Annotated in this window: 24 protein-coding genes; 12 read left to right on the plus strand and 12 right to left on the minus strand. The window is 66.8% G+C overall.

The window, feature by feature from the left end:
* Positions 1–103: 103 nt before the first annotated feature.
* Positions 104–3,271, plus strand: a complete 3,168-nt coding sequence (locus POL67_RS39515) for a hybrid sensor histidine kinase/response regulator (protein ID WP_271925967.1) — start codon at positions 104–106, stop codon at positions 3,269–3,271.
* Between the two features lie 37 nt (positions 3,272–3,308).
* Here POL67_RS39515 and POL67_RS39520 read toward each other — a convergent pair whose 3' ends face one another.
* On the minus strand, positions 3,309–3,764 hold the full coding sequence (locus tag POL67_RS39520; protein ID WP_271925968.1) for a SpoIIAA family protein: 456 nt from the start codon (positions 3,762–3,764) through the stop codon (positions 3,309–3,311).
* Between the two features lie 104 nt (positions 3,765–3,868).
* Here POL67_RS39520 and POL67_RS39525 point away from each other — a divergent pair, with 104 nt between their 5' ends.
* A complete protein-coding gene (locus POL67_RS39525; RefSeq protein WP_271925969.1) occupies positions 3,869–4,345 on the plus strand; it encodes a hypothetical protein in 477 nt (158 codons plus the stop codon).
* A 51-nt stretch (positions 4,346–4,396) separates the two neighbouring features.
* The gene (locus POL67_RS39530) at positions 4,397–5,053 is read left to right on the plus strand and encodes a 2-hydroxychromene-2-carboxylate isomerase (RefSeq protein ID WP_271925970.1); all 657 of its coding nucleotides are present in this window, start codon (positions 4,397–4,399) and stop codon (positions 5,051–5,053) included.
* Between the two features lie 3 nt (positions 5,054–5,056).
* Here POL67_RS39530 and POL67_RS39535 read toward each other — a convergent pair whose 3' ends face one another.
* Positions 5,057–5,401, minus strand: coding sequence for a hypothetical protein (locus POL67_RS39535; RefSeq protein ID WP_271925972.1), 345 nt, complete (start codon positions 5,399–5,401; stop codon positions 5,057–5,059).
* Between the two features lie 204 nt (positions 5,402–5,605).
* Entirely contained in the window at positions 5,606–6,505 is a 900-nt protein-coding gene (locus POL67_RS39540; protein ID WP_271925974.1) for an NmrA/HSCARG family protein, read from the minus strand.
* Positions 6,506–6,560: 55 nt separating this feature from the next.
* On the opposite strand from POL67_RS39540, the gene POL67_RS54565 reads away from it, so the two are divergent.
* Together POL67_RS54565 and POL67_RS54570 are read left to right on the plus strand one after the other, a co-directional pair.
* Positions 6,561–6,881 (plus strand): helix-turn-helix domain-containing protein, encoded by a 321-nt coding sequence (locus POL67_RS54565; RefSeq protein ID WP_271925976.1) that lies wholly within the window; start codon positions 6,561–6,563, stop codon positions 6,879–6,881.
* Positions 6,796–7,065: an SbtR family transcriptional regulator gene (locus POL67_RS54570; RefSeq protein ID WP_506333369.1), complete on the plus strand. Its 270-nt coding sequence runs from the start codon at positions 6,796–6,798 to the stop codon at positions 7,063–7,065. Before POL67_RS54565 ends, POL67_RS54570 begins: the two co-directional genes overlap by 86 nt.
* Positions 7,066–7,085: 20 nt before the next feature.
* On the opposite strand, the gene POL67_RS39555 is transcribed toward POL67_RS54570, so the two are convergent.
* A complete protein-coding gene (locus POL67_RS39555; RefSeq protein WP_271925978.1) occupies positions 7,086–8,039 on the minus strand; it encodes an STAS domain-containing protein in 954 nt (317 codons plus the stop codon).
* 566 nt (positions 8,040–8,605) lie between these two features.
* Here POL67_RS39555 and POL67_RS39560 point away from each other — a divergent pair.
* The 3 genes from POL67_RS39560 to POL67_RS39570 all read left to right on the plus strand — a co-directional run bounded on the left by POL67_RS39560 (position 8,606) and on the right by POL67_RS39570 (position 11,062).
* On the plus strand, positions 8,606–9,451 hold the full coding sequence (locus tag POL67_RS39560; RefSeq protein ID WP_271925980.1) for an STAS domain-containing protein: 846 nt from the start codon (positions 8,606–8,608) through the stop codon (positions 9,449–9,451).
* 102 nt (positions 9,452–9,553) lie between these two features.
* On the plus strand, positions 9,554–10,174 hold the full coding sequence (locus tag POL67_RS39565; protein ID WP_271925982.1) for a hypothetical protein: 621 nt from the start codon (positions 9,554–9,556) through the stop codon (positions 10,172–10,174).
* 87 nt (positions 10,175–10,261) lie between these two features.
* Complete coding sequence (locus tag POL67_RS39570; protein ID WP_271925984.1) at positions 10,262–11,062, plus strand: VOC family protein; 801 nt, start codon at positions 10,262–10,264, stop codon at positions 11,060–11,062.
* Between the two features lie 27 nt (positions 11,063–11,089).
* Here POL67_RS39570 and POL67_RS39575 read toward each other — a convergent pair whose 3' ends face one another.
* Positions 11,090–11,938, minus strand: coding sequence for an SDR family oxidoreductase (locus POL67_RS39575; protein WP_271925985.1), 849 nt, complete (start codon positions 11,936–11,938; stop codon positions 11,090–11,092).
* A 299-nt stretch (positions 11,939–12,237) separates the two neighbouring features.
* On the opposite strand from POL67_RS39575, the gene POL67_RS39580 reads away from it, so the two are divergent.
* Both POL67_RS39580 and POL67_RS54575 read left to right on the plus strand, forming a co-directional pair.
* A complete protein-coding gene (locus tag POL67_RS39580) occupies positions 12,238–14,085 on the plus strand; it encodes an arylsulfatase (RefSeq protein ID WP_271925987.1) in 1,848 nt (615 codons plus the stop codon).
* Positions 14,086–14,105: 20 nt separating this feature from the next.
* Entirely contained in the window at positions 14,106–14,591 is a 486-nt protein-coding gene (locus tag POL67_RS54575; RefSeq protein WP_271925989.1) for a hypothetical protein, read from the plus strand.
* Between the two features lie 15 nt (positions 14,592–14,606).
* Here the strand turns inward: POL67_RS54575 and POL67_RS39590 are convergent, their stop codons facing one another.
* The 3 genes from POL67_RS39590 to POL67_RS39600 form a co-directional block, all read right to left on the minus strand.
* Entirely contained in the window at positions 14,607–15,500 is an 894-nt protein-coding gene (locus POL67_RS39590) for a hypothetical protein (protein WP_271925991.1), read from the minus strand.
* Between the two features lie 24 nt (positions 15,501–15,524).
* A complete protein-coding gene (locus POL67_RS39595; protein WP_271925993.1) occupies positions 15,525–16,892 on the minus strand; it encodes a hypothetical protein in 1,368 nt (455 codons plus the stop codon).
* A 611-nt stretch (positions 16,893–17,503) separates the two neighbouring features.
* On the minus strand, positions 17,504–17,779 hold the full coding sequence (locus tag POL67_RS39600) for a hypothetical protein (RefSeq protein WP_271925994.1): 276 nt from the start codon (positions 17,777–17,779) through the stop codon (positions 17,504–17,506).
* Between the two features lie 211 nt (positions 17,780–17,990).
* On the opposite strand from POL67_RS39600, the gene POL67_RS39605 reads away from it, so the two are divergent.
* Positions 17,991–19,046, plus strand: coding sequence for a hypothetical protein (locus tag POL67_RS39605; protein ID WP_271925995.1), 1,056 nt, complete (start codon positions 17,991–17,993; stop codon positions 19,044–19,046).
* Between the two features lie 45 nt (positions 19,047–19,091).
* Here POL67_RS39605 and POL67_RS39610 read toward each other — a convergent pair whose 3' ends face one another.
* The 4 genes from POL67_RS39610 to POL67_RS39625 all read right to left on the minus strand — a co-directional run bounded on the left by POL67_RS39610 (position 19,092) and on the right by POL67_RS39625 (position 23,492).
* Entirely contained in the window at positions 19,092–20,621 is a 1,530-nt protein-coding gene (locus tag POL67_RS39610) for a serine hydrolase (protein WP_271925996.1), read from the minus strand.
* Positions 20,622–20,923: 302 nt separating this feature from the next.
* Entirely contained in the window at positions 20,924–21,118 is a 195-nt protein-coding gene (locus tag POL67_RS39615; RefSeq protein ID WP_271925997.1) for a hypothetical protein, read from the minus strand.
* Between the two features lie 455 nt (positions 21,119–21,573).
* Entirely contained in the window at positions 21,574–22,479 is a 906-nt protein-coding gene (locus POL67_RS39620) for a hypothetical protein (RefSeq protein ID WP_271925998.1), read from the minus strand.
* 284 nt (positions 22,480–22,763) lie between these two features.
* A complete protein-coding gene (locus tag POL67_RS39625) occupies positions 22,764–23,492 on the minus strand; it encodes a hypothetical protein (protein WP_271925999.1) in 729 nt (242 codons plus the stop codon).
* A 547-nt stretch (positions 23,493–24,039) separates the two neighbouring features.
* Between POL67_RS39625 and POL67_RS39630 the strand changes: the two genes are divergently transcribed.
* The gene (locus POL67_RS39630; protein WP_271926000.1) at positions 24,040–24,246 is read left to right on the plus strand and encodes a hypothetical protein; all 207 of its coding nucleotides are present in this window, start codon (positions 24,040–24,042) and stop codon (positions 24,244–24,246) included.
* Positions 24,247–24,283 lie beyond the last annotated feature (37 nt).

A 24,283-nucleotide genomic window follows, 5' to 3' on the forward strand; every position in this document is an offset into this window, starting at 1 on the left:
CGTCAAGAAGCCCCTGACCTCCGCCTTCCTCCCCTACTCATTGCCCCGAACCGTTAGGTCAGTTACGCTGGCTTCCCATTCGGGGTTCCCACGGATCAGGGTCATGCGTGTACCGTTGGTCCCCTCGTACGGAGGGGACTTTTTGCAAGATTGTCAGGAGGAGCTCGCTCGTCGCCCGTCCAGGCAGCCTGATCACGCGGCCGAGAACCGCGCCCTCGTCGAGCTCGCCGAGGCGCTGACCGGACCCCCGGAGGCCATTCTCCCGAAGCTCGTCGAGCTCGCCCTTTCCCTCTGCCAGGCCGACTCGGCCGGCGTGAGCCTCCTCGAAACCGAAGGCGACGAGGAGGTCTTCCGCTGGCACGCCCTCGCGGGAGCCGACGTGGACCTCCTCGGCACGGTGGTGCCCCGATACGAGAGCCCTTGCGGCATCGTCGTCGACCGCAACGCCACGCTGCTCTTCCGCAACCCCACCCGTCACTTCACGAACGAACGCGTGCCCGACCTGGGGGTCGTCGAGGCGCTGACCGTCCCGTTCCACGACGGCGACAAACCCGTCGGTACGGTCTGGGTTTTCACGCGTAGCGAGACGCGCCAATTCGACCGCGAGGACGCCCGGATTCTCACGAGTTTGTCGCGGTTCGCCGGCAGCGCCACGAAAGCCATCACCCTGTCCGAGGAGCGAAAACGGGCGAACGAGGCGCTCCGCGCGAGCGAAGCAAGGCATCGATTCTTCGCGGACCTCGCCGCCGCCACCCAGCCGCTCGCGGACCCCGACGAGATCATGGCCACGACGGCCCGCCTCCTCGCCGAGCACCTCGGCGCCGACCGCTGCGTGTATGCCGAGGTCGAGGACGAGCGTACGTTCGTCATCACGGGCGACCACACGCGGGGCGTCCCGAGCATGGTCGGGCGGTGGCCTTTGGCCGACTTCGGGGCCGCATTCGAGCGTGCCATGCGGGCGAACCAGCCGTACGTGATGGACGACGTGGATCAAGATCCGCGGGCCGGGAGCGACCTGTCGGTCTATCGGGCGGCGAGGATCCAGGCCGGCATCGGCGTGCCGCTGCACAAGACCGGCAAGTTGATCGCGTTGATGGCCGTCGATCAGGCGACGCCGCGACACTGGACGCCCGAGGAGGTGGAGCTCGTCCGGCTCGTCGTGGGCCAGTGCTGGGAGGCCCTCGAGCGGGCCCGGACGGCCCGCAGCCTGCGGCAGCGGGAAGAGCGCCTCGGATTCGCCGTCGAGCTCTCCGGGATCGGCTTCTGGCATTGTGATCTGCCGTTCGACGAGCTGAGCTGGGACGAGCGCGTGAAGGAGCATTTCTGGCTCGCGCCCGACGCGCCCGTGACGATCGGCACGTTCTACGAGCGCATTCACCCGGACGATCGGGCGCGGACGCGGCAGGCCATCGAGACGTCGATCCACAATGGAACGCCGTTCGACATCGATTACCGGACGGTCGATCCGCGCACCGGCGCGCTCAAATGGATCCGCGCGCTCGGCGGGACGGCCTACGGGCCGGACGGGGTGGCCAAGCGCTTCGACGGGGTGACGGTCGACGCGACGGTCCGCAAGCTCCACGAGGAGCGGCTCGGGCGGCTGCTCGAGCGGGAGCGCGAGCAGGCCCGGCTGCTCGAACAGGTGGCCGACGCGGCGCTCACGATTCACGCGTCCGCGTCGCTGGACAGCGTGCTCCGGGTGATCACCGAGGAAGCGCGGCGCATCATCGGCGCGCACCAGTCGGTCACCACCCTGATAAACGCCAATGACGGGTCCCTATTGGTCAGCGCCACGTCCCTGTCGTCGAAGTACGAGGCCTTCCGCACGTACGATGTGGTGCCGACGGGCAAGGGCATTTACGGGCTCGTCAGCCAGACGAACCGCCCGATGCGGCTCACGCAGGACGAGCTCGTGTCGCACCCAGCATGGCGAAACTTCAGCGGTGAGGCGGGCCGGCACCCGCCGATGCGAGGCTGGCTGGCGGCGCCGTTCATCGGGCGGAACGGGAAAAACCTCGGCTTCATCCAGCTCTCCGACAAGTACGATGGCGAATTCACGGAGCAGGACGAGGCCATTTTGATCCAGCTCGCGCACATCGCGTCCGTGGCGATCCAGAACGCGCGGCTCTACGATGAATTGCGGGATCAGGACCGGCGCAAAGACGAGTTTCTGGCGACGCTGGCCCACGAGCTCCGCAACCCGCTCGCGCCGATCCGGACGGGCCTGTCGCTCCTGCAAATGGCCCGCGACGAGGCGCAGGGGCAGCGCATCCGGGCGATGATGGAGCGGCAGGTCGGGCACATGGTGCGGATGGTGGACGATCTGCTCGACGTCTCGCGCATCACGCGGGGCAAGGTGGAGCTGCGCAAGGAGCGGGTGGAGCTCGGGACGGTGCTGGAGAGCGCGCTGGAGACGAGCCGCCCGCTGATCGAGGCGGCCGGGCACGAGTTTTTGGTCTCGCTGCCGACCGAACCGTTATGGCTCTCGGCGGACCCGACGCGGCTCGCGCAGGTCCTGGCGAACCTGCTCAACAACGCGGCGAAATACACGCCGGCGGGGGGCCGCATCCGGCTCGTCGCGGAGCAGGAGGACGTGCACATGGTCGTGCGGGTGGAGGACACGGGCGTGGGCATCCCGGCGGAGATGCGGACGAAGGTGTTCGACATGTTCACGCAAGTGGGCCGCTCGATCGACCGGGCGCAGGGAGGCCTGGGAATCGGTTTGACGCTGGTGCGGCGGCTCGTGGAGCTCCATGGGGGGACGGTGGAAGCCACGAGCGAAGGTCCGTCGCGAGGTTCGATTTTCACGGTCCGCCTGCCCCTCGGGATCGCCGAGGAGACACCTGCCAAGGGCTCGGGCGGCGATCTGCCGGGCAAAGGAGCGGCTGGCGGCCTGAAGGTGCTGGTGGTGGACGACAATGTCGACGGCGCGGAGAGCCTGGCGGAGCTTTTGCAGCTTTCGGGACACACGACCGAAGTGGCGCACACGGGGCCGTCGGCGCTGGTCGCCGCGCGCGCGTTCGAGCCGGACGTGGTCTTTTTGGATATCGGTTTGCCGGGAATGACGGGATACGAGGTGGCGCAACGGCTGCGGACCGAGGAGGGCTTCGGCCGGCTGGTGCTGGTGGCGCTGACGGGCTGGGGGACGGACGAAGATAGGCGGCAAGCGCGCGAAGCGGGATTCGATTACCACCTGACGAAGCCGGTGGACCTCCAGGAGGTGCAACGGATCGTGGAAGCGGCGGGGGCGAAGAGGAAGCGGGTGGCTTGAGCCGGGGGCGTAGGGCGCGGTCCGCCGCGGCTCGTCGTCACGGGTCGCCGCGCGCCGCGAGCTCGCGCCTGCGTTTGTCGATCCAGGCGCGCGCCTCCGCCTCCGTGCCGAAGGTGACGAGCGGAGGGGCCTTGGGTTGAAGCAGCGACGTGGCCTTGTCGACGAGCGTCACGGCCATGCGTTGCCGGAAGGTCCCATTGAAAAGCACCATGCCCTTGTTTTCGGGCCGCACCGGCGTCTTGGCCGCGCGCGTGCGCGCCTCCGGGGTGATGGCGCCGAGGCGCCCGAGATCGACGAGCCAGAACACGTGCGCGAGCCCGCTCGTGTCGCAGAGATGCGCGAATGCATCAAAGAAGGCGGCGATGTCTTCCTCGGCGAGATCTCCCGCGACGCGGATGAAGACGATGCCCGCGCTCTCGCACCGATACGTGTGCCCTCCGGTGTGGTGCCAGCCGTCGGAGCCGGAATCGTTCGTCGAGAGGTCCGGGCGCATGAGCGTGGGGAAATAACACGGTCTTCCCGCGCCAGGGAAGGAATCGCCCGCGGCCGCAGTCCCCGGTTGACGCGAGCGTGTTTGGACGACTACCGTCCTCGGGCATGCACCATTTGTCCTCCTGGCTCCTCGTGGCATCCCTCTTCGTCACCGGGTGCGCGGCGAGCGCCGGCCCCGGCAAGACGGCGGATTCCGAGGGCGAGAACGACAAGGTCAAAGAATGCAACGCCGTCATCGAGGTGATCAACGGCGGCATGCAGAAGCTGAACAAGTCCCAGAACGAGACGAAGGATGCGCCTGGCACCGAGCAGCTCCGCGCGCTGGCCGACGTGATGGACAGCGTCGGCCGGGATATCGAGGCCGTGCCCGTGACGCAGCCCGAGCTCGTCCGGAAGGTGGCCGATTACCAGGACATGGTACGCACCACCGCAAAAGCCGCGCGAGACCTGGCGCGTGCCATCGAAGCGAAGGACGCCCGCGGGGCCAATGCGGCGACGTCCGCGCTCAGTACGGCCGTGAAGCGGGAGTCGCCGCTGGTCGACGACATCAACGCCTACTGTCAATCCGGCACCGGAGGTTGATTCTCCACGCAACGTCGACAGTCGCGTAGGTACGTACTACCGTTTTCCGGCATGCATACCGTCCGGTTCTACTTCGACGTCATCAGCCCCTACGTTTGGCTCGCATGGACGCAGGTGCCCGAGGTCGAGGCGCGCACGGGCGCGCGCTTCGACCTCCAGCCCGTGCTGTTCGCGGGGTTGCTTCAGGCAAACGGGAACAAGGGCCCCGCGGAAATCGCGTCGAAGCGCGTCCACCTGCTGCAGGACGTGGCGCGCTGGGCGATGACGTTGAAGCGTCCCTATGCAGGTCCGCCGGCGCATCCGTTCAATCCCCTGAAGGCGCAGCGCATGTGCGCGGCCCTCGACGATCCGGACGCGCGGCGCCGCCTCGCCGGCGCGTTGATCGTCGCGACCTGGGAAAACGGCCGCGACTTGATGAACGACGCCGAGCTCCGCGCCATCGCCGACGACGCGGGCCTCGACGGCGCTGCGCTCCTCGCCGCCACCGAGGATCCCGCGGTGAAGGAGCGACTCCGGAAGAACACCGAGCACGCGCTCGCCGAGGGCGTCTTCGGCGTGCCGACGTTCCTCGTCGACGACCAGATTTTTTGGGGCAATGACCGGCTCGGGTTTCTGGAGACGTACCTCGGCGGGGGTCTTCGTATCGACAAGTCCGAGCTTGCGGAGCGCCTCGCGCGGCCGCGTGCAGCGGACCGCAAGAACGTGTAGCGCTCACTTCACCAGGCCGAGGCGAAGAAGCAGGAGGAAGGCGCGCTCCATCCACGTGAGGTCGGGGGACACGTGAAGGGAACGTACGGTCACCCGGCCGTCCCTTGGGGGGTGACTCGCGAATGCATGGAGGGCAGGCTGGTCGGTGGTTCGTGTTCGAAACGTCACCTCACGTGGGTCCCAGTCGCTCGATTGAAGGGCCTGGACGAGGTCGGGCTGATCCGTCAGCAACGTGAATCGATAGGAATCCCAGAACATGTCCGCCCAGCGGCAATCGGTCAGTTCGGCCACGCGGATTCCCCGCCATTGCACGAACCAGCCCTCGTCGCGCCCGTAGTTTGCCGCCACGGCGCGCGCCCTCCGCCATCGGTCCGGCGGGTCTCGTGGGCTGTCCGCGTGCGACTTCCGGTAGGGATTCATGTCCGTCGAGCGCCTTTGGCTTGCTGCGGTTTCAATGTCTGCCCACGTCACGCGCGACGGCCGCGTCGATGTGACGTGTCGGAGTCTGCTCCGAGCCCCGGAGGGACCGCAACCCGTTTCTCTGGGGCCCGGTCATTGCGGCGATGCGAAGAGGCGCTCGATCGCCGCGCGCCCTGAGCGATCGAGCCAAGCGTCGAACGTCAGGAGGCCGGGATGGAGCCGCCGCAAGGCATCGATGTCGGCATCGCCCGTCGCCACGCCCTGGTCGACGAGCTCGACCAGGCGGCGCAGGACGGGATTCGCCTCCAGGAACGCCGCGGGGAATCGCGCGTACGAAATGGATCGACCCGTCGCTCGGGAGATGCGCTCGGCGAGGCCGCGCCCGCTGATCCGATCGCCCGCGAGATCCAGCGTCCGGCCAACAAACCTCGCAGGCTCCACGAACGCGCGGGCCACGAGCTTTCCGATGTCCTCGACCGCGATGAGCTGCATCGAGTCGTCGGGCCGCACGAAAAAGATGAGCTCGCCGCGCGAAAGCCCGAGGAAGGGCACGAGCAGGAACTCCATGAACGCCACCGGCCGCACGATCGTCGCCGGGATGCCGAGCGAGCGGATGTGCTCTTCGATCCGGTGCTTGCTCTCGAAATGGCCGACGCCGGTCCCGGCGCGGAGGCCACCGACCGACGTGTAGACGAGGTGCTTCACGCTGGCGGCGTACGCCGCGTCCGCGACGCTGATGCCGAGGCGCAGCTCGTCGTCGTCGGTGATGCCGTACTCGGGCTGGCCGGAGCTCGGCTGAATGCTGAAGACGCCGTAGGCGCCGCGCGCCGCGGCGTCGAGCGACGCCCGATCGCGGAGATCGCCCTGGACGAGCTCGACGCCCGCCTCCGCAAGCGCGCGCGCCTTCTCGCTCGCGGGCTCGCGCACCAGCGCGCGAACACGGAAGCCCTCGTCGCGAAGGGCCCGCGCCGTCGAGCCCCCCTGCTGCCCCGTCGCCCCCAGCACCAGCACCGTCTCGTCCCGCTTGGTCATGGCAAGGAACCCTCCTGGCACCCCCGAAACGGAGGTATCCTCCGGTTTGCTAGCTGTGAAGAGAGCGACGTCAAAGACGGCGGCGGCCGAAGCGCCGAAGGAGCTCCGCGCCGACGCGCAGCGGAACCGGGAGAGGCTGCTCGCGGTGGCGGACGAGGTGTTCTCCGAGCGCGGCGCCGACGCCTCCCTCGAGGACATCGCGAGGCGCGCGAAGGTCGGGATCGGCACGCTGTACCGGCACTTCGCGTCGCGCACGGCGCTGCTCGCCGCCGCTCGTGCTTCACGCGAGCATGTACCGCGGACTCGCGGCGTCGCTGGGCGTGGTCCTTCAGAACGGGACGAGCGGGTGCGTCGCGACGACGGCGGCGGGACGTGACCTGCTGTTGCGCGCGCAGGCGGAGGGCGAGATCCGGCGGGACGTGGACTTCGAGGACGTGGTCTGCATGGCAGCGGCGATCTCGCTCGCGTCGCAAGGGGAAAGCGACACGCGCCGCATTCGGCGGCTCGTCGGGATGTTCGTCGACGGGCTCCGCGCGCCGGCAGGGCGCTCGGCTTCGTAAAACCCCGGCGACCTCGTCGCTCATCTCCCCACGTCGCGGCGCACCAGCGAGCGGCGCAAACCTTCCTGCAGGGTCGCGAACGTGCATACGTTCTCGAATCCGAGGTCATCGTCCACCAGCGTGCGCGCCGTCTCCGTGGAGATGCCGACGACCATGCATTGCGCCCCCAGCAATTCGGCGGCGCGCACCGCGTCGCGCAGATACCGCGCCGCGTCCGCGTCGAGGACCGGCACGCCGGTCACGTCGAGGATGACCTTCTCCGCGCTCGCCTCCACGATCGACTGGAGCAGGACCTCGAGGATACGCGCGCCGCGTGCCGCGTCGATACGGCCGATCAGCGGCAGCGCGAGGATGCCCTTCCAGATCCTGAGCACGGGCGTGGACAGCGCGGCGATCGCCTCCTGCTGCTCCTCGCTGAAGCGAAGCTGCTCCGCGAGCTCCTCGGTCCGCATGGCAACGGCCGCCTCGAGCTGCTCCTTCTGCTGCCGCAGCTCCTCCTCCGAATGCTTGAGCTCGCCGATGTCGAAATGGAGCTGCACCACCTCGTGTACCTCCCCGCTCGCGCCCTTGACCGGGTGAAGCGTCGAGGCCACCCAGCGAACACTCCCATGTTCAACGGCGTCGTTCTCGCGCGGATCGTACCGGATGGTGGGCAACCGTGTTGCCTTTCCCTCCAGAAATGCCTGCTCGATGCGATGCATGAACCCCTGGGCGGCGACCTGGGGATCTTTCAGCAGCCTGTAATCGGCGGTTTGATCGAGATTCGTGTGCCAGAGCTGCTCCCAGCCAGAGTTTACCTCCTTGGTGCGGCTCTCGGGATCGTAGACCTGGACGCTGACGACGCCTCCGTCGAACAGGGCTTGGTAGCGCCGCGCTGGGATTTCCAGCTCGGCAACACGCCGTCGCAACGACGCGTTCTCGCGCGCGAGCTCCTCGATCACCTGCTCGGCGTCAACGGGTTGTCGGTGGTTCATTCTCGGGCATTCACGACGGCCTCGTGGCCGTGCCAGCATTGCCGGGAATACGATGCCAGCGGCGGGCGAGTTTTATGTGCACCACCCGGGACAACGCAAGCGGAAAGAACCAGCCGCATGGCTCGTTAGCACCCAAACGCTCTGCCCATGATTGCGGCGCTCGTCGCGCGTAAGCCCGGCGCAGCGGGGACCGTCCTGCTCGAATTCACGATCGCGGCCCACATCATCCATCGATGGAATCGTCGGAGACGTTCCGAGCGCGCTCGAATACGACAATCGCTTGACGCGTATTCGTAAAAGGGTGCTGTCGATGGCATTCGCTCCGCGTGCGCCAGAGTTCCGTCTTCGACGCCACAGCCTTTTTTCCGAAAGGAACGTCGGAGCTCTTGTATCCGGCAGACGACCCGGGCACCATCACAAACGCGGGGACATCGACAGGAAGGGGGACTGCGATGGATCGACGCTTGGTTATCGGTCTGGGCTTGGCCGCTGCGCTCGTGGTGTATCTGTTGCCTACGTTGTCGCCCGTGGTCGGGTGCGTACGGTCGGAGGTGTGGCCAGGAACGTTGATTGGCCTCCATGGGATCGCCGATTTCGTGATCGCATTCTCGTACGCGTGGATCCCCCTGAGCCTCCTCGAGTTGTGGCGCGCTCGGCGTGACATCCCCGTCAACTGGACCCTCGTCTGCTTCGCGGCCTTCATCGTGCTGTGCGGTCTGGGGCATGCGCTCGATGTCCTCGTGGTCTGGAAGCCCCTCTACTGGCTGACGGGCGAGGTGAAGGCAGCCACGGCGCTCGTATCCATCGCGACGGCCGTGCTGCTGCGTTACCGGGTCCTGCCGCATCTGCTCACGATTCCGAGCCTCGACGAGATCCACGCCGCGACGAAACGAGCCGAGCGGGAGGCCGCGGCGGCAAACGCTGCGAGCGCGGAGCTCGCGAAGGTCAACGCGGCCCTCCTGTCGCAAACCACGGAGCTCCAGGAGGCCATTCACCGAATCCGGTGTCAGGATGCCGCCATCCGGGAGCTCTCGACCCCGGTCCTGCCCCTGCACGATCGCGTCCTTTTGTCCCCGATCATCGGGACCCTCGACAGCCCACGCGCGTGCCAGCTCGCCGAGGACATGCTCTCTGCGGTGCGAGACCACCGCGCCGCCGTGGTCATCCTCGACCTCGCGGGCGTCGCCGTGATGGACGCGGCGGTCGCGGCAGCGCTCCTCCGGATCGTCGACGCCATTCGCCTGCTGGGAGCGGCCTGCGTGATCACCGGTATCCGCCCGGCGGTGGCGCAGACGATCGTGACGCTCGGGATCGACCTGTCCGCGGTCGCGACCCGCGCGGACGTCCGCGAGGGCCTGCAATACGCCATGAAGTTCGTCGATCGGCGTGCCACGGCGAGCGGGGCGGCTTGATCGCGCCACGTATCGTCACGAGCGAACAAGGAACGGGAGCAGAGTCCGACTCGTTCACAAAAGGTCGCGCGCTTCCCCCCGCCCATGCCCTAGCATCGCGTCATGCGTGGCCCCCACCTGGTCGCTCTTTCCCTCCTTCTCTCCGTGGCGGGGCTCTGCTGCGGCCCGAGCCGCGCCCGTTTCGCGCCGCCCGAAGGCGCGCCCGAGCCGCCGGAAGGCGCGGGCTGGTTCTGCGCGCATGCCATCACGCCGCATGACGTCTCGTGGTGCAAACGAAAGCGCGACGCGTGCGAAAAGTACCACAAGCGCATGATCCAGGCGAAGCGCGAGTTCCTCGAAGTGCCGGAGCGAGCCCCGCATTCCTCCCGCATGCGCCCTGAAACCGCCCCCGTCGCCGGCCCGGGAGGAGGCGACGACGAGCTGCCCGAATCCGAGGAGCCGCCGGTGCCGGAACCCCCTTCGCAGGAGCTGGAGGGCATCTGCGAGCTCGATCCCAGCGCATGCCCGAGCGTATCGCCGCGCAGCTCGGTCCCCACCTATTCGAACTGCGCCCCTCGGCCGAACGCGTTCTGCACGGCCTACTACCACGAGTTCAATTTCTATCGCCGCGACAAGGAGAATGAATGGCGCCATTTCTGCGCGGAGACCCGGGAGGCGTGCGAGGCATGGCGCGAGGATTGGCACCTGCACCTGGTGAAACGTCCGTGCGAGGAGGTGCGCTGAGCCACGGCCCGGCCGCCCGAGATTTTTTCCGGAGCGACCGATGATTTTTCGTCGCGGGCCCAGTCTACGGGGAACAAGGAGTCCACGATGACGACGGGTACGCGCAAAACGCACGATTTCTGCTGGATCAACCTGATGACCCCGGAGGCCGAGCGCGCGCGCGCGTTCTTCGGGACGCTCTTCGGCTGGACGTACCGCGAGATGCCGGGCGTCCCCGGCGGTCAGCTCATCCTCGTCGGCGACCGCACGGCCGGCGCGCTCATGGATCTTTCGGCGGCGAACATGCCGCAAGACATACCGGCGCACATCGGCGTCATGGTGAAGGTCGAGAGCGTCGACGCCGCCGTCGCGAAGGTCGCCTCGCTCGGCGGGAGCGCCGAACCTGCGTTTGATGTGCTCGACAACGGCAGGATGGCCATGTGCACGGATCCGAACGGCGCCGTCTTCTCCGTGTGGCAGCCGAAGAAGCAGGACGGCATGGACGTCGACAGCCACGCGCCCGGCGCGCCGAGCTGGTACGAGACGCTCACGAGTGACCTGGGCCGAGCGACCTCGTTTTACGCGGCGCTCTTCGGCTGGACGCTGGAGGACCAGTGTCCGGTGCCCGGCATGACGTACACGCTCTTCAAGCTCGACAAGGTCCCCGTCGGCGGCGCGATGCAGCTCATGCCGGAGCACATGGGGGACGTCCCGCCGCACTGGGGCACGTCCTTCGCCGTCACCGATGCCGACGCGACGGCGCGCCTCGCCGTGGAGCTCGGCGCGACGCTCTGCATTCCCGTGTCGGAACTCGCCGGGGTCGGGCGCTTCGCCTTGCTCAAGTCGCCACAAGGCGTGTCGTTCCACATCGTCGAATGGGCGTCCTTCCCCGACGGCGCAGGGAGCTGACATCCGCGTTTTCGACCCGCCGCGGTCTTACTGAAACGCCTTCCCGTGGCTCTTCAGCCAATCGTCGAAGGTCCGGGCCTTGCGCCCGAGGAGCTGCTCGACGGTCTGTGTGATCCTCGCCCCATGCCCGGCCTTGACCATGGCGTGTGCTTCGAGGAGGGCACGAATGAACACCTCGGGAAGCCCCGCCTTCACCATTCCCTCGCGGGCTGCGGCCTCGGGCACGTCGACGAACTTGAGGGGCCTCCCGATCGCCGCGCTGATCTTCGCCACCTCCTCCGCCGCGCTCAGCGCCTCCGGCCCGGTGAGCACGTACGACGTCCCTTCGTGCCCCGGTGAGATCAGCACCTTCACGGCGACCGCCGCGATGTCGTGTGGGTCGATCGGCGCCGACTTTCCGTCGCCCGTCGGCTGAAACACCGCGCCCTGGCTCTTGATCGAGCCGACCCAATGGAGCGTATTCGACGCGAAGGCCCCCGGCTGGAGGATCGTCCAGGCGAGCCCCGATGCTTTGATCTTCGCCTCAGCCTCGATGTGCCACTGGCCAATCAGCGTCGCGAACGGCTCGACGACGGTCGACGATGAAAGCATCACGATATGCTTGACGCCCGCCTTCTTCGCCGCGTCCGCCGCATTCCCTGCGAGCGCCAGCAGGTCGCCCCCCGCGAAGACGACGAACGCTTTGTCCACGCCCGCGAACGCAGTGTCGAGCGTCTCGGGTTTCGTGAGATCGCCCTTTACGACCTCGACCTTGCCGCCGAGCTCTCCGAGCTTGGCCGGGTCGCGCACGAGCGCACGGACCTTCTGACCCGCCTCGACGAGCTGCGCGAGCACCGCGCCGCCCACATTCCCTGTCGCTCCGGTCACGAGAATCATCGCCGCTCCCCTTCCTGGTGCATAGGGTGGAGCCCTGGCTAGCACCCCATTCTCCCACCCCTCGGCCCCGCCTCCAACGAACCGGAATCTTTCCATTCGCTTGTCAGGGCCGCGTTGCTCGTCACGGAACACGCCGACGCCACATTGTCGCGCGTCTCCACGTGGAAAGCCTGCATGTGCGGGCCTACGGCGGCACCCCGATGGCCCCTCGGCGCGGCGGCTCTATTCGATCGGCCGATGCAAAGGGTCGAGCCGCCGCGCCAGCGGTCCCGTGCCGGCGCCTGACGGGAGGGAGAACCATGAAAAAACGAGCGATTCCAACGCCGCAGCGCGAGATCCTACCCCTACCGGATCGCCCCTATGTGGGTCCGTTGCCGTACGACACCAAGGACCCGGACGCGGAGTTCCCGCCGATCGAAAGGATCCGGCCTCCCGAGGGGGCTCCCAACATCCTTGTCGTGCTGCTCGACGACGTCGGCTTTGGTGCGACAAGCGCATTCGGCGGGCCTTGCCGCACGACGACCGCCGAGCGGCTGGCCGCGGGTGGGCTGAAATATACCCGCTTCCACACGACCGCCTTGTGCTCGCCCACGCGGGCCGCGCTGCTCACGGGGCGCAACCACCACAGCGTCGGCATGGGCGTGATCACCGAGCTCGCCACGACCGCGCCCGGCTATACCACGCGCATCCCGAACACCGCGGCGAACATCGCCAAGATTCTCAAATACAACGGATACGCGACCGCCCAGTTCGGCAAATGTCACGAGATTCCCGTCTGGGAGACGGGCCCCGCCGGCCCCTTCGAGCGCTGGCCCACGCACAATGGCTTCGAGACGTTCTACGGGTTCGTCGGGGGCGAGACGAACCAGTGGTTCCCCGAGGTCTATGAAGGCACGCGGCGGATCAAGACGCCGGACGATCCTGCCTACCACTTCATGCCCGACATGACGGACAGGGCCATCGCATGGATCCGCACCCAGGCGGCCCTCGCGCGGACACCGTTCTTCGCCTACTTCGCGCCGGGCGCCGCGCACGCCCCGCACCACGTGCCCAAAGCGTGGGCCGACCGATACACGGGGCAATTCGACGAGGGCTGGGACGCGCTGCGCGAGCGCATCTTCGCCCGGCAAAAATCGCTCTTCGTGATCCCGGAGGACGCGAAGCTCACGCTGCGGCCCGCGGAGATTCCGGCCTGGAACGACATGCCGAAGGCTCTCTTGCCCGTGCTCGCGCGACAGATGGAGGTCTATGCCGGATTCCTCGAATACACCGACCACCACGTGGGCCGGCTCCTCGACGCGCTCGTCGAGCTCGGACTCCTGGACGATACGTTGATCCTCTACATCCTCGGCGACAACGGCGCCTCGGCGGAGGGCACCCTCCAGGGGACGTTCAACGAGATGATCAACTTCAATGGCATGTCCGCGCTGGAGACGCCCGAGTTCCTGGCGGCGCGCATCGACGAGCTCGGCGGGCGTGCCGCGTACAACCATTACGCCGCGGGCTGGGCGCACGCCCTCGACACGCCGTACCCGTGGGTCAAGCAAGTCGCCTCGCACTGGGGCGGCACGCGCAATGGCATGCTCGTCCATTGGCCCGCGAAGATCGCCGCCCGGGGCGAGCTACGCGCGCAGTTCCACCACGTCATCGACGTCGTCCCGACCTTGCTCGAAGCCGCCGGGCTCCCCGCGCCGGTGATGGTGGAGGGCGTGCAGCAAAAGCCGCTGGAAGGCGTGAGCATGCTCTACTCGTTCGACGACGCCGCGGCGCCGGACAGGCACGTCCTGCAATACTTCGAGATGGTCGGCAACCGCGGCATCTACCACGAAGGCTGGACCGCAGTGACCAAGCATCGCACGCCCTGGGAGCTCGTGGGCGAGGCTGTGGTCTCGTTCGACGACGACAAATGGGAGCTCTACGACACGACGCGGGACTGGACGGAGGCGGAGGACCTCGCGGCGCACTTCCCCGAGAAGCTGCACGAGCTCCAGCGTCTCTTTTTGATCGAGGCCGCGCGCCACGACGTCTTGCCGCTCGACAACCGAGGCCTCGAACGCGTCGCCGAGGAATCCGGGCTGCCGCGGATCGTCCACGGCACGTCGCAATGCCTGTTCGACGGCATGGAGCTCAACGTGCAGCGGTCCTGAACATCAAGAATCGCTCGCACGTGATCACGGCGGAGGTCGAGATCCCGGCCCCGGGCGCCCGTGGGGTCATCTTCGCGCAAGGGACCCAGTTCGGAGGGTATGCGCTGTATGCCCCCGAGGGACGGCTGAAGTATGTCTACAACTTCCTGGGGCTCGAACATCATGCCGTCGAGGCAAAGGATCCCCTGCCGCCCGGCAAGCACGAGGTACGCATGGAGTTCGCCTACGATGGCGGTGGGCTCGGCAAAGGTGGCACAGCGTCCCTCTTTCTCGACGGGGAGAAGGTCGCCGAGGGGCGCATCGAGCGCACGGTGCCGGTGATCTTCTCGGTCGACGCATCGGCGCACGTCGGCGACAAGTGGGGCTCCCCGATCGCCCCGGACCTCGCCGTGGCGGGCAATCGATTCCAGGGCCATGTCGCGTGGGTACGAATCGAGGTGGCTCCGGAGGAGGGAGAGCGGGTTTCCCCCGAGGATCTGCTCAAGGTCGCCATGGGCACGCAATGAGCAGCTCCGGGGCGCCTATTCGTCGACGACGTGGATCGGGATCCATTCGAATTCGGTGACGCCAGCGCCCTGGAAGATGCGCCAGACCTTGGGGGTGACGAGGAACCAGGGGTACGGGAAGAGAGCGTCGCTCACGTCGCCGTTGAACCTCGGCTCGCCGAACCATTCCCAGGTGAGGTTGACGTCCTGCATATCGGCGAGGTCCGCGGCGCGGTAGACGAGCCGGGTGGGCTGCTCGGCCGTACCGGTCACTCCGCTTCGTCCGCATGCGCAATGCTTGTCCCGGATGACGCCGGTCGATTGGGGTGACGTAGGAGGCAAAGTCTTGTTGGCGCACAATTGCCGCCAGGGAAGCTGGAAACGTACCTGGTTCTCGAACGCTGCGAAGACGCCTCGAAACGAGAGTCCCGTGATGCCGCTCGACGCGAGTTGCCCCGCCAGCCGATCCTCGACGATGAGGTCACTGTAGTACGTGGACGCGGCGCGGCGCCCTTCGAGCGCGCTCAGCTCCTCGCCATTGACGAGCAGCGCGGAGGTTTGCCGCGCGCCGGCTCCGCAGACCTTGCAGGCATCCGTGACGTCATACCTCGTGCCCACCCGGGGGCCGCCGAATATCTCCAGTTCGGGTTTCGGATCGATGAGGAGCAACGGCGCTGCATCGAGCTCGGCATCGGTGAAGAGGTCTCTTTTCCAGACCACGCGCCTCTCGCCGTGTTGCTCGAGAAGCCGGAGCAGAATGGGCAGGCGCTCGTCGGTTTCATCAAGCGTGACCCATACGTCGACCGCTTGTGGACCGAAACCTTCCCTCACCTCGGCCACGTCGGGTCCACATCGGGCAGGCAAAAGCACCGCATCGGCCCCGCCAGGAATGCGGTGGCCATAGAAGAACACACGAACTTCGGTTTTCATGTCCTCGTCTCGTTGTGTCTCGATTTACTTCACGAAAAAGGGCTTGATGGCCTCGATCCAGTGGGGATCGTCCACATACGCATCCTGGTAATGTTTCCAGAGTTCTTTCACGTCGCGGACATTGGGTGTCAACTCCTTCAGCCTCTTCGTGATTTTCTTGTGGTTCGCCTCTGTCAAGATCACCGAGGGGATCTTGTCAAACTCTTTCGTGAGTCCCCACCTGCCGGCCATCGCCTTCTCCAGGAGGTGATGTGCCTGGTACGAGCCGCCGAGGTTCTTCGTGAACTGGCTCATCACCTCGTACGCGCCGATAGCTCCGTTCTGCTCCAGCGCGGCCGCGATGTCCACGCCGTACTGTTTGGCCAAGAGCTCCGCCGTCTCCTTGGACAGCTCCTCGGCCCCCTGGAGGATGAGCGGTGCCTTCTTCGCGCACGCCTCCTCCAGCTTCTTCGCGAACTTCTCGGCCTGCCCGACGAGCACCGCAGACGCGACCTGCGTGATCGCCGCCGCGGCCTGGACGACGGCGCTATCGACACCGTCCTCGTTATCGCCGCCGATGATGCCGAATCGCTTGCCGTCCTTGCGCGCGAGGTCGTGATGGAACTCGCCGTTCAGCATCGCCGAGGCGATCGTCAACTCGCGGACCATTCGCTCGATCGGCGTCAGGGCCTTGTTTTTGCCGGCCCCATCCCCCTTGCCCGTGCATCCGTCCTTCGTCTGCTCGCACGGGACCGCGCTCACGAGCGGTCGCCCTTGCCGATGTTGAAGCTCCGGCAGCGCCCCGCCCCGATCCACCATTGTGCATTGCTCGTCGACGCACTTCGGCGGGTGCACCTCGTCCCGCTTCGGCAAGGTGGACGTCGACGGCAAAAGCGGCTCGTTCGAGAGCACACCCTGCGGCGGAGGCGGCGAGGCCCGCGGCTTCTCTGGCGGACGCTCCGGCCTCTTCTTCGCGCCGAATGGGATGACGTTGGCTTGCTCGTCTTTTTGAACCGGCGGAGCCTTCGAGCCCTCGGATGCCTTGGCCGGCGCCGCTTCCTTCTTCTCTTCGGGCGGCGCCTTCTTTTCCTCCTTCGCCTTCGCTGGTTCCGGACGCGGCGGCGGCGGGCACTTCAGCTTGTTGTACGGGATCGGTAAAAGCCGGACGCTCTCGGGCGCCACGTAAGGGTCGTAGATGTAAACGGCATGCCCCTGGGCCTTCTGCGCGAACTCCACGTGGCTTTTGGTGGTCCACACCGTCGCCGCCCCCAGGTCATAGGCCCACTGGTTCACGCCGGGCGGGACATTCGGTGGCTTGACGCAGACGCGGAACGTGAGCGCACGCGCGACGCTCGGCGCGCACAGGATGAAGAGGATCAGCAGCAAACACCAGGCGAAGACGCGACGACGCATCGGCAGCCCCCTCGGTAAGCACGCGTCCTCCCAGCCACCCCCGCGGCGGTGAGCAGGAACATGCGTCGGATTTTGCTCTGGATGCCGGCAAATCACGGCATGAAAGCAGGTTCGAGCTTTCGGACGTGCGCAAACCCCGCGACGGCCTCCCGGCGCCTCGTTCGGACATGCTCGAACGATGCACAGGAAGTGGTGTCAATCACGTTTGAAAATGTCCGAACGATGCACAGGAGCCCCGGCGGGGTGTTCGGACGTGCGTGAGGGCACCGGCAGCGTCGGGCGCGACGGTTTTCGGATTCCGAACGGCGTCGCGCTCGTCCTGTGCGGAGTTCGGACGGGGCGAGGGGTGGGGTTTGGGGGCTCCTGTGCATCGTTCGAGCATGCTCGAAGACGGGATCCGGTTCTCGGGGCAGAATTTACCAGCGACAAAAGCGAGGTTTCGGCGTTCAGCCCTCGTTCCCCGCGCCGCCGCTCTCGCCGGCGCCCTTCTTGGCGCTGCGGGCTCCTCGCGGAGCTTCGCCTCGGTGATCTCCCCGGCGGTGCCCTTCTGAAAGACGTTCTTGTACACGGGATTGTCGCGGCTCCGCATGGCGGGGCCGTTCAAGAGGGCATCACTCACGCCCATGATGCGCAGGTCGAGAATGACGTCCCGAATGCCGAACTGCGCGCGGAGCTTCGTCGCGGCCCTGCGCGCGGCTCGCTCCGTCACGACAGCGCCCCCCCAGCCCATCCGCGGCCGCCGTGACGATGGCGTCCGCCTCGACAATGGCCGCGCGCTGCGCCGCCGTCAGCGTCTCCGCATCGGCCCACCCCTCCACGGCGCCGCGGAAATGGTCGGTGTGCTTTTCGTATACCTCGCTCGATGCATTCACGTCGGGGGTTTGCATGTCGTGAATCCTCTCTGACCGCGGTGAGATGCCGCGGGGGGCAAATGTGCAAGAGAGGCTACGGTCCAGCGGACACAAGCGTCAATGGCGCAGGCGCAGGCGCGGAAAGCGGAGCTCCGCGCGATGTGGAAGGACACGGTTGCCCGCCGCGCGACAAGCGTGCTACGCCCCCGGTGAGGTGGAAATCCTGGTTTCGTTGTCCTGAATGCCCATGAGCCGAGCCGCGATCCTCGAAGCGTCCCTTCTCCCCGCGCTGGCCCTCTGCGCCGCGGCTTGTCGGGAGCCCCCCCGCCACGGTTCGCTCGTGGTTCCCGCTGTCAGCGCGACCCCGGCTGTTTCACCGGACCCGGCTACGCTCTTCTCCGGCAAACTCGCTGCCGATCAACCTTCTTCCAGCGGACGGGCCGATCTCGACGGCGACGGCGCAGAGGACTGCTGGGAAGCGCAGTATCGAGGTGGCAGCGGCTCAGGGGGAGAACTCCTGAAGATCGAATCTCCATGCGGTGGGCCGGCGTCCACGATCGACACGACCTCGTCATTCGGCCATTTCCTGTCGTTGACGGCGCTGCCGCCGGCCATCGGCGCTCGCCCCCGCCTGGTCGAGGGGGTCATCGACCTGCTTTATGGCCGCGCGCATTTGCGGCAGCTCGGGGATTCGGGCAACGGGACGATCGACGGCTCCTTCCATCGATTGCTCGACGACCACCTCAGCTTGCCTGGTCCGGAAAGCCCGCCCTTCGCCCAGATCGGCAAGCACACGCCGGTCTGGACTCCCGGCCCTCCGGCGCTGCCCCCCAGCCAGGTTGTCGTGCTCTCGAATCCCGCGTATCGCCCCCTCGCTTCCTCATTAAAGCCGGCCGAGGACCTCCCGCCGGCCTCGCCTTATGCGCTGCTCGCCTACCATGCCCACAATCATCATGGGTTGAAGCAGGTTGCGCGCTGCGGCCCGCGCTCGGTGTATACGACCGATCATGGGGTGATCGTCCACGACACGGACAGGGGCGCTTCGAGCTGGGTTTTTGTCTCCACGGGTGTGACCAAGCTCCGGCACCCGAGCCTCGGACGGGTCGTCTGCGCAGCCGAACTGGTCGCGGCCGATCGCCACATCGGCGACGGCGCGCGGGAGCTCGTCGTCACCGAGCCCCGGACAGGCCGCTACGGGCGAATCCCGCTGGAGGGGCCCTGGTCGCTCGACGAACGGGCGCTCACGGTCGGCGAGGAGACGTACGCGATCGAGGACGTGGTGCGGGCGCTCTCGCGTCCGTGATCGGAACGGATGGGCCCGTCTGCGCCCGAGGCCCCCGTCCGCTTGCTACGGCTTCCTCGTCCCCTCGACGACCATCCCCCCCCCGTCCACGGTCATCCCGGTCGCCTTGCCGCCTGCCTCGCGCTTGAACGTCACGCGCCAGCCGAGCGTTCCCATCACGAACTCGGTCTCCGACTGCGGGATGAGCTCCTCCTTGGGGAGCCTCGGCGCACGCATCATGAGGCGCCCGCCCTCTTGCGTCACCTCCGCCGTGCCGCTCGGAATGCCCGGGCCGAACTGCAGCCTATAGCTGCCCGCGACGCCGGCCGCCGACGCCGCGCTGAGCTCGATGGCCGTCACGCGCATCGGCGCGCTATCCGGCCAGCCGTACTCCGCGGCCAGCGCGAGCAGGAGCTCTTCGAGCAGGGACTGCCCGCCTTCTTCGTTGTTCGTCATCACCACCGCGCCCGCGCCGATCTCCGGGTACATCGTGACGTGGCAGACGAACCCCACGGTGGAGCCGCCGTGCCCGAACTGCAGCGAGCGACCGCTCCCGCTGATATAGGGCCCGAGCCCGTACTCGCCCTTCACCTTCGTAAGCATCTGCTCGGCCGTCGCCTGCGAGAGCAGCGCCTTGGACCGCCCGGCGCGCGCGTCGGCGATCGCGATTGCCCACCGGGCGAGATCGCTCGGCGTCGTCCAGAGCCCGGCCGGGGCCATCTCCGGATATACGTGCCACCCGCCGGGGATCATCTCGCCCTCGCCGAGGTGGGCGCTGGCCGCCTCGCCCGCGCGCGCGGCGGGCAGCGGCAGCTCGAAGGTGCTGTGGGTCATCCCGGCCGGCCCGAGCACGAGCTCCTGCATGAGGGCAGGGAAGGGCTTGCCGGTGACGTCCATCATGAGGAGCTGCATCACAAGCGTCCCGCCGCTGGAGTAGCGCGAGATCGAGCCCGGGACGACGTCGACGTGCACCGGCTCGGTGTTCGCCGGAGCCGTCCCGTTCAGGATCTGCGCGAGCGTCGGGATCGGCTGGTTCCGCTCGTAGCCCGGGAAGCCGTACATGGTGAGCCCGGCGGTGTGGCTGGCGAGCCGGCGGAGGGTGACCTTCTCCTTCTCGGTGTGCTCGTTGTCGGGCACCTTCCACGTGGTGAGGTAGCGGTTGACGTCGGTGTCGAGCTCGAGCGTCCCGCGCTCGACGAGGCGGAGCATCGCCGTGGCGGCGACGGGCTTGCTGATGGACCCGGCCTGGAAGAGCGTGTCGGGCGTGACCGCGTCCTTCGGGTCGGCCGAGCCGGCCGTCTTCACGCCGGCGCCGCGGGCCCACGCGATGCGCCCGCCCTCGATGACGGCGATGCTGACGCCGGGCACGTGGTGGTGGGCCATGCGCTCTTCGAGCGTCCAGCGGACGGGCGGCCGGCCGGCGATCTCGACGAGCGGGCGCAGGCCGCGGAGCACGTTGGCGACGTGCGGCTCCTGGGCGGCGCTCGTCGGGCCGGCGGCGGAGCTTGCGGTCGACGTGGTTTCGGGTGGGGGGAGGGCGTGCTGCGCACATGCGCTCAGGGCGAGCGCGAGGGTGAGTTGAGCAAGTCGACGCACAGGGGCACCTTCCTGGTCAGGTGAAGGGGGGATGAGGCGATAGGAGCGCAAGCGGGGGCGAATGTTCCGCGCGTGAGAGCATTTTCAATCGCTCCCGGAACGTCCCGTACGTCGCGTACAGCAGCGCCTCCCGCCTGTTTGCCCCACAGGCTACGGGGACACTCGACGGTAGAAGTCTAGATTGGTTCGTCGCGGGAGAACCTACGATCCGCCGGGAATGGGGCCAGGGGCATCGCAATGGGCGCGGCGATCCAGGGCATGCGGGCGGGCCGCCCTGGGGAAGGACGGCCCGCCTTGTGGGTTCACGAAGCGCGGCGGTAGACGAGGCGGGCGAGGGTGGCGATGACGTGGGCCATTCGATCGAGCACCGCGGGATGGACCGTTTCGATGTAGCGCATGGCCTGGGCGACCTGGACGCAGGCCATCACTTCCCGCGCCGATCCGAGGGCTGTGGAGTAGCGCTGCCGTTTGTGTAAGCCGTTGACCTCTGACCCCATGGTGGTTCTGGAGGGAACGGTGCGGATTCGGCCACGAATGGCGAAGGGGTCTGTGACGGTCTGGGCTGATGCAGAGAACGCGAAGGGGCGCTTCTGCGCGTGTGGGTGCGGGGGGCGGATCAAGGTGCTGCCGCAGCACTGGAAGCGGGGGATCCCAAAGTACCTGGTCCGGCACTACTTTCGGGCGCAGACGACGGAGGAGGCTGTGGAGAGGGGGCGGCGCTCCGGGGTCGCGCGGAGGCGAACTACGTCCGGTACGTGAGCATCCGTCGGTTCGTGGCGCGAGTTCCGGCAAAAGGCTGCAAGAGCCGGAAATTTACGATGCTGAGGCGGGTTCCGCTCCGCGAGCGCACCAGTCTTCCGATATCGCCACCTCCCTCGCGCAGCATCTTCGACAAAGTTTGACCAGGGCGTCACGTGGCTTGTCTCAGACGGCGCCGTGGTGCCGGGGACAGTCATGGTGCGCGCTTGAACGTGTACTTTGCGGGTTTCGCTTTGGAGGGCTGGATAAGCTCCTTAAGCTTTGCCTTGTCATCTTTTCTCGCGGTTATGCCAAACCATCGTGCAGACAAATTGTTGCCGTCACGACGAAGCAGTATAAAAGATGACTCAGGTGATTGCTTCAAGATTTCTGCACGCAACGATGGTTGAAAGCCCAGAAATGCAAGTGTCGCCTCATCGTTTGCCCGAGTTAGCTTGAAGTCGTCTCCTTCTCTGCTGAGCGTCGATGTGCGCGTCGCTAGGGCACTGCCTCTTTTTTCGGTCCACTCACAGGTTGTCTTCTTGCACGAGATCCGAAATCGATCGTCTGGTTCAAACGACTCCCAGTCACCACCCAGCGGATCGAGCGCGCGTTCCACCGTAGCCTTGTACGACGGTCTTGTAACTTCCTTGCGGCTGATCGCGTCGCCATCGCGAGTAAACCATAGTAACGCGCTGCTTTCCCAATCGAACAGCAAGCCGTCTGGACTGGCCGCCTTTAGTTGCGGCGTCCAGAGCGCATTAATGAGTACGCTATCAATATCTTTGCCTGCCCCCAAATATGAAACGCTGTTCAGTACCTTCGAGCCTTCGGCATTGACAAATATTCGCACATCAACAAGGACGCCCTGATTATCTTTCTCGAAGAGATCCTTTCGGATGACGGGCTCAAAGCTGCTAATTTGTTTCTGGACCGCGCTTTCGATCGCCTTGTCCTGCAAATACTTCATTACACCCAGCAGCCAGCCGGCTCGCTCTTCATTTCGTTCTTTTGTTTCCTGTGTCTGCGCAACCACGTAATCAGACGGGATCAGTGCTGCCACGAGCATAGCGAAGGAGATCCCGCGAATGAACCTACGATCACCTTGCATGGCGCTCATACTACCATACTCCGCCCGGCTGTGCCGACGCGGGTCAGGTGAACACGCTTACGTCGAGGCCCGCGGGCCTACTCATCGGACGGCGCCTTTGGCCATGGTGATCAAGACGCGCGCCGCATCGCACAGCCGCTCGGGTCCTTCCGGGTCCGGCGCGCCTTCCAGCGGTTCGCATGCCCAGCAGCACAGTCCGTCTTCCTTTCGGACGCGCCGGAGCGTTCCAATCGCTCGCCCTCGCAGCTCGACCCGATAGCCGAAGGCGATCCCTCGGAACCTCACGAGGCGACTCACACGGGAACCCGCAGCTCGACGTGGGTAACGCCCTCGCGGAGAATCTCCGCCATCGGGTCCCCCGTTCTAGCCTGCACCAGCATCACGACGCCCTGCTCTTCGAGACGGACGAGCGCCGGGAGGATCATGCGCTCGTACGGAAGGTGCGGGAGCTTCTCGCGCAACCGAGCAACAGAAACCCGGCCGTCCTTGTCAGGACGCAGCCGTGAGAGCGCCAGATGGGTGACGAAGTTCGTATAGGCGGCTTCCCCCTCACGCCGGGCAGCCAACGCCTCGCGAGCCACCTCGATCGCCGCCCTCTGATACAACGGTGCCGCGAGCACGACTTCGAGAAGCAGAAACTCGCCGTGCTCGTGATCTGCGATGTTTCCGAACGAGACGCCCGTCACCTCCCGCGAACGCGGCGGAGGAACGGGCGGGAGCCGTTCGGACACGCGCGTCCCACCGAAAAAGGCGTCCGCCACAGCATTCCAGAACGACGCCCATCCAGCCTTCAACCGCAACCAGAGCGGCAGCGCCGGAGCCCCGACGATCGTATCGCGAACGGCCACGAGGGGCTTGGTAAGCGTCTGCCGATCGTGGACGACGGCGCCAGTCGGCGTGCTCGCCAGTGCAGCCATCCCGGCGCCGCCGTCCACGATCGGCGACTCCTGCCAAACAAGCGTTGCGTCGTCCTCGTCATCCCCCGTCGGAACGGGCGTAGGTCGGTCTTGCTGGGCGAGCATGACGCGATCTCCTTCCGAATGAAGGCTCATCGCCCGAGGACGAGGCGTGCGCGCACCATTCCGCTTTCACGCAGACCTGGCCATTACCATGACGCAGTCAGGCGCGCGCCCGCGCCCCGTCCCCGAGCGACGAGCAACGGAAAAACCTCCCCCTCCCGGGCCGATCGCGGGTGCCTTTCCTGACCAGGCGCGCGAGCAGGCGTCCCAAGCCGAAACCGGCCCGGGAAGGGTGAGGCTGGGGGTCGTTTTATGCCCAGACGCCCCCAGCGAGCCCGCCTGCACAAAAGCGCATGCAGGCTCGCTGCGAGCGTCGAGGTTCCATCGCCCCTCACATGGATATTGGCCGCACGCCGATCGCGGTGACAGCGAAGCGCGAGATTTTTCTGGCGAGACCCGGCGACCTACTCGATCGAGACTCCTGTCCGACCGACGGCCGCAGGCGCGCTCGACCTTCGTTGCCCCCGGGCAAACATCTCCGGGCCGCGCACGCCAGCTTTCGACCTCGACGCCCTTCCCAGGACAAACCTGTTGAGCTACCTTCGCGGGCGTGGACTTTCGCCTCGACGCTACCTCGCTGCGCCTGGTGTGGACCGTCTTTCCAGGCGTGGAGCTTGTTGCCTACCAGATCGGAGGAGCGGTCGCGGTCTTCTACATGCTCCGTCCGTGCGACGTTCCGATCCGGACGTGGAACCTCGCCGAGGTTCTCGCCAAGCGCGATGCCACCGGGCTCGCCCTCACGGTCGGGGAGGCGTAGGAGCCTCTCGGCAAAGTTCGCGATCGTATCCGTCGCG

Origin of the sequence: Polyangium mundeleinium, assembly GCF_028369105.1 — a bacterium.
Lineage (GTDB): Bacteria > Myxococcota_A > Polyangia > Polyangiales > Polyangiaceae > Polyangium > Polyangium mundeleinium.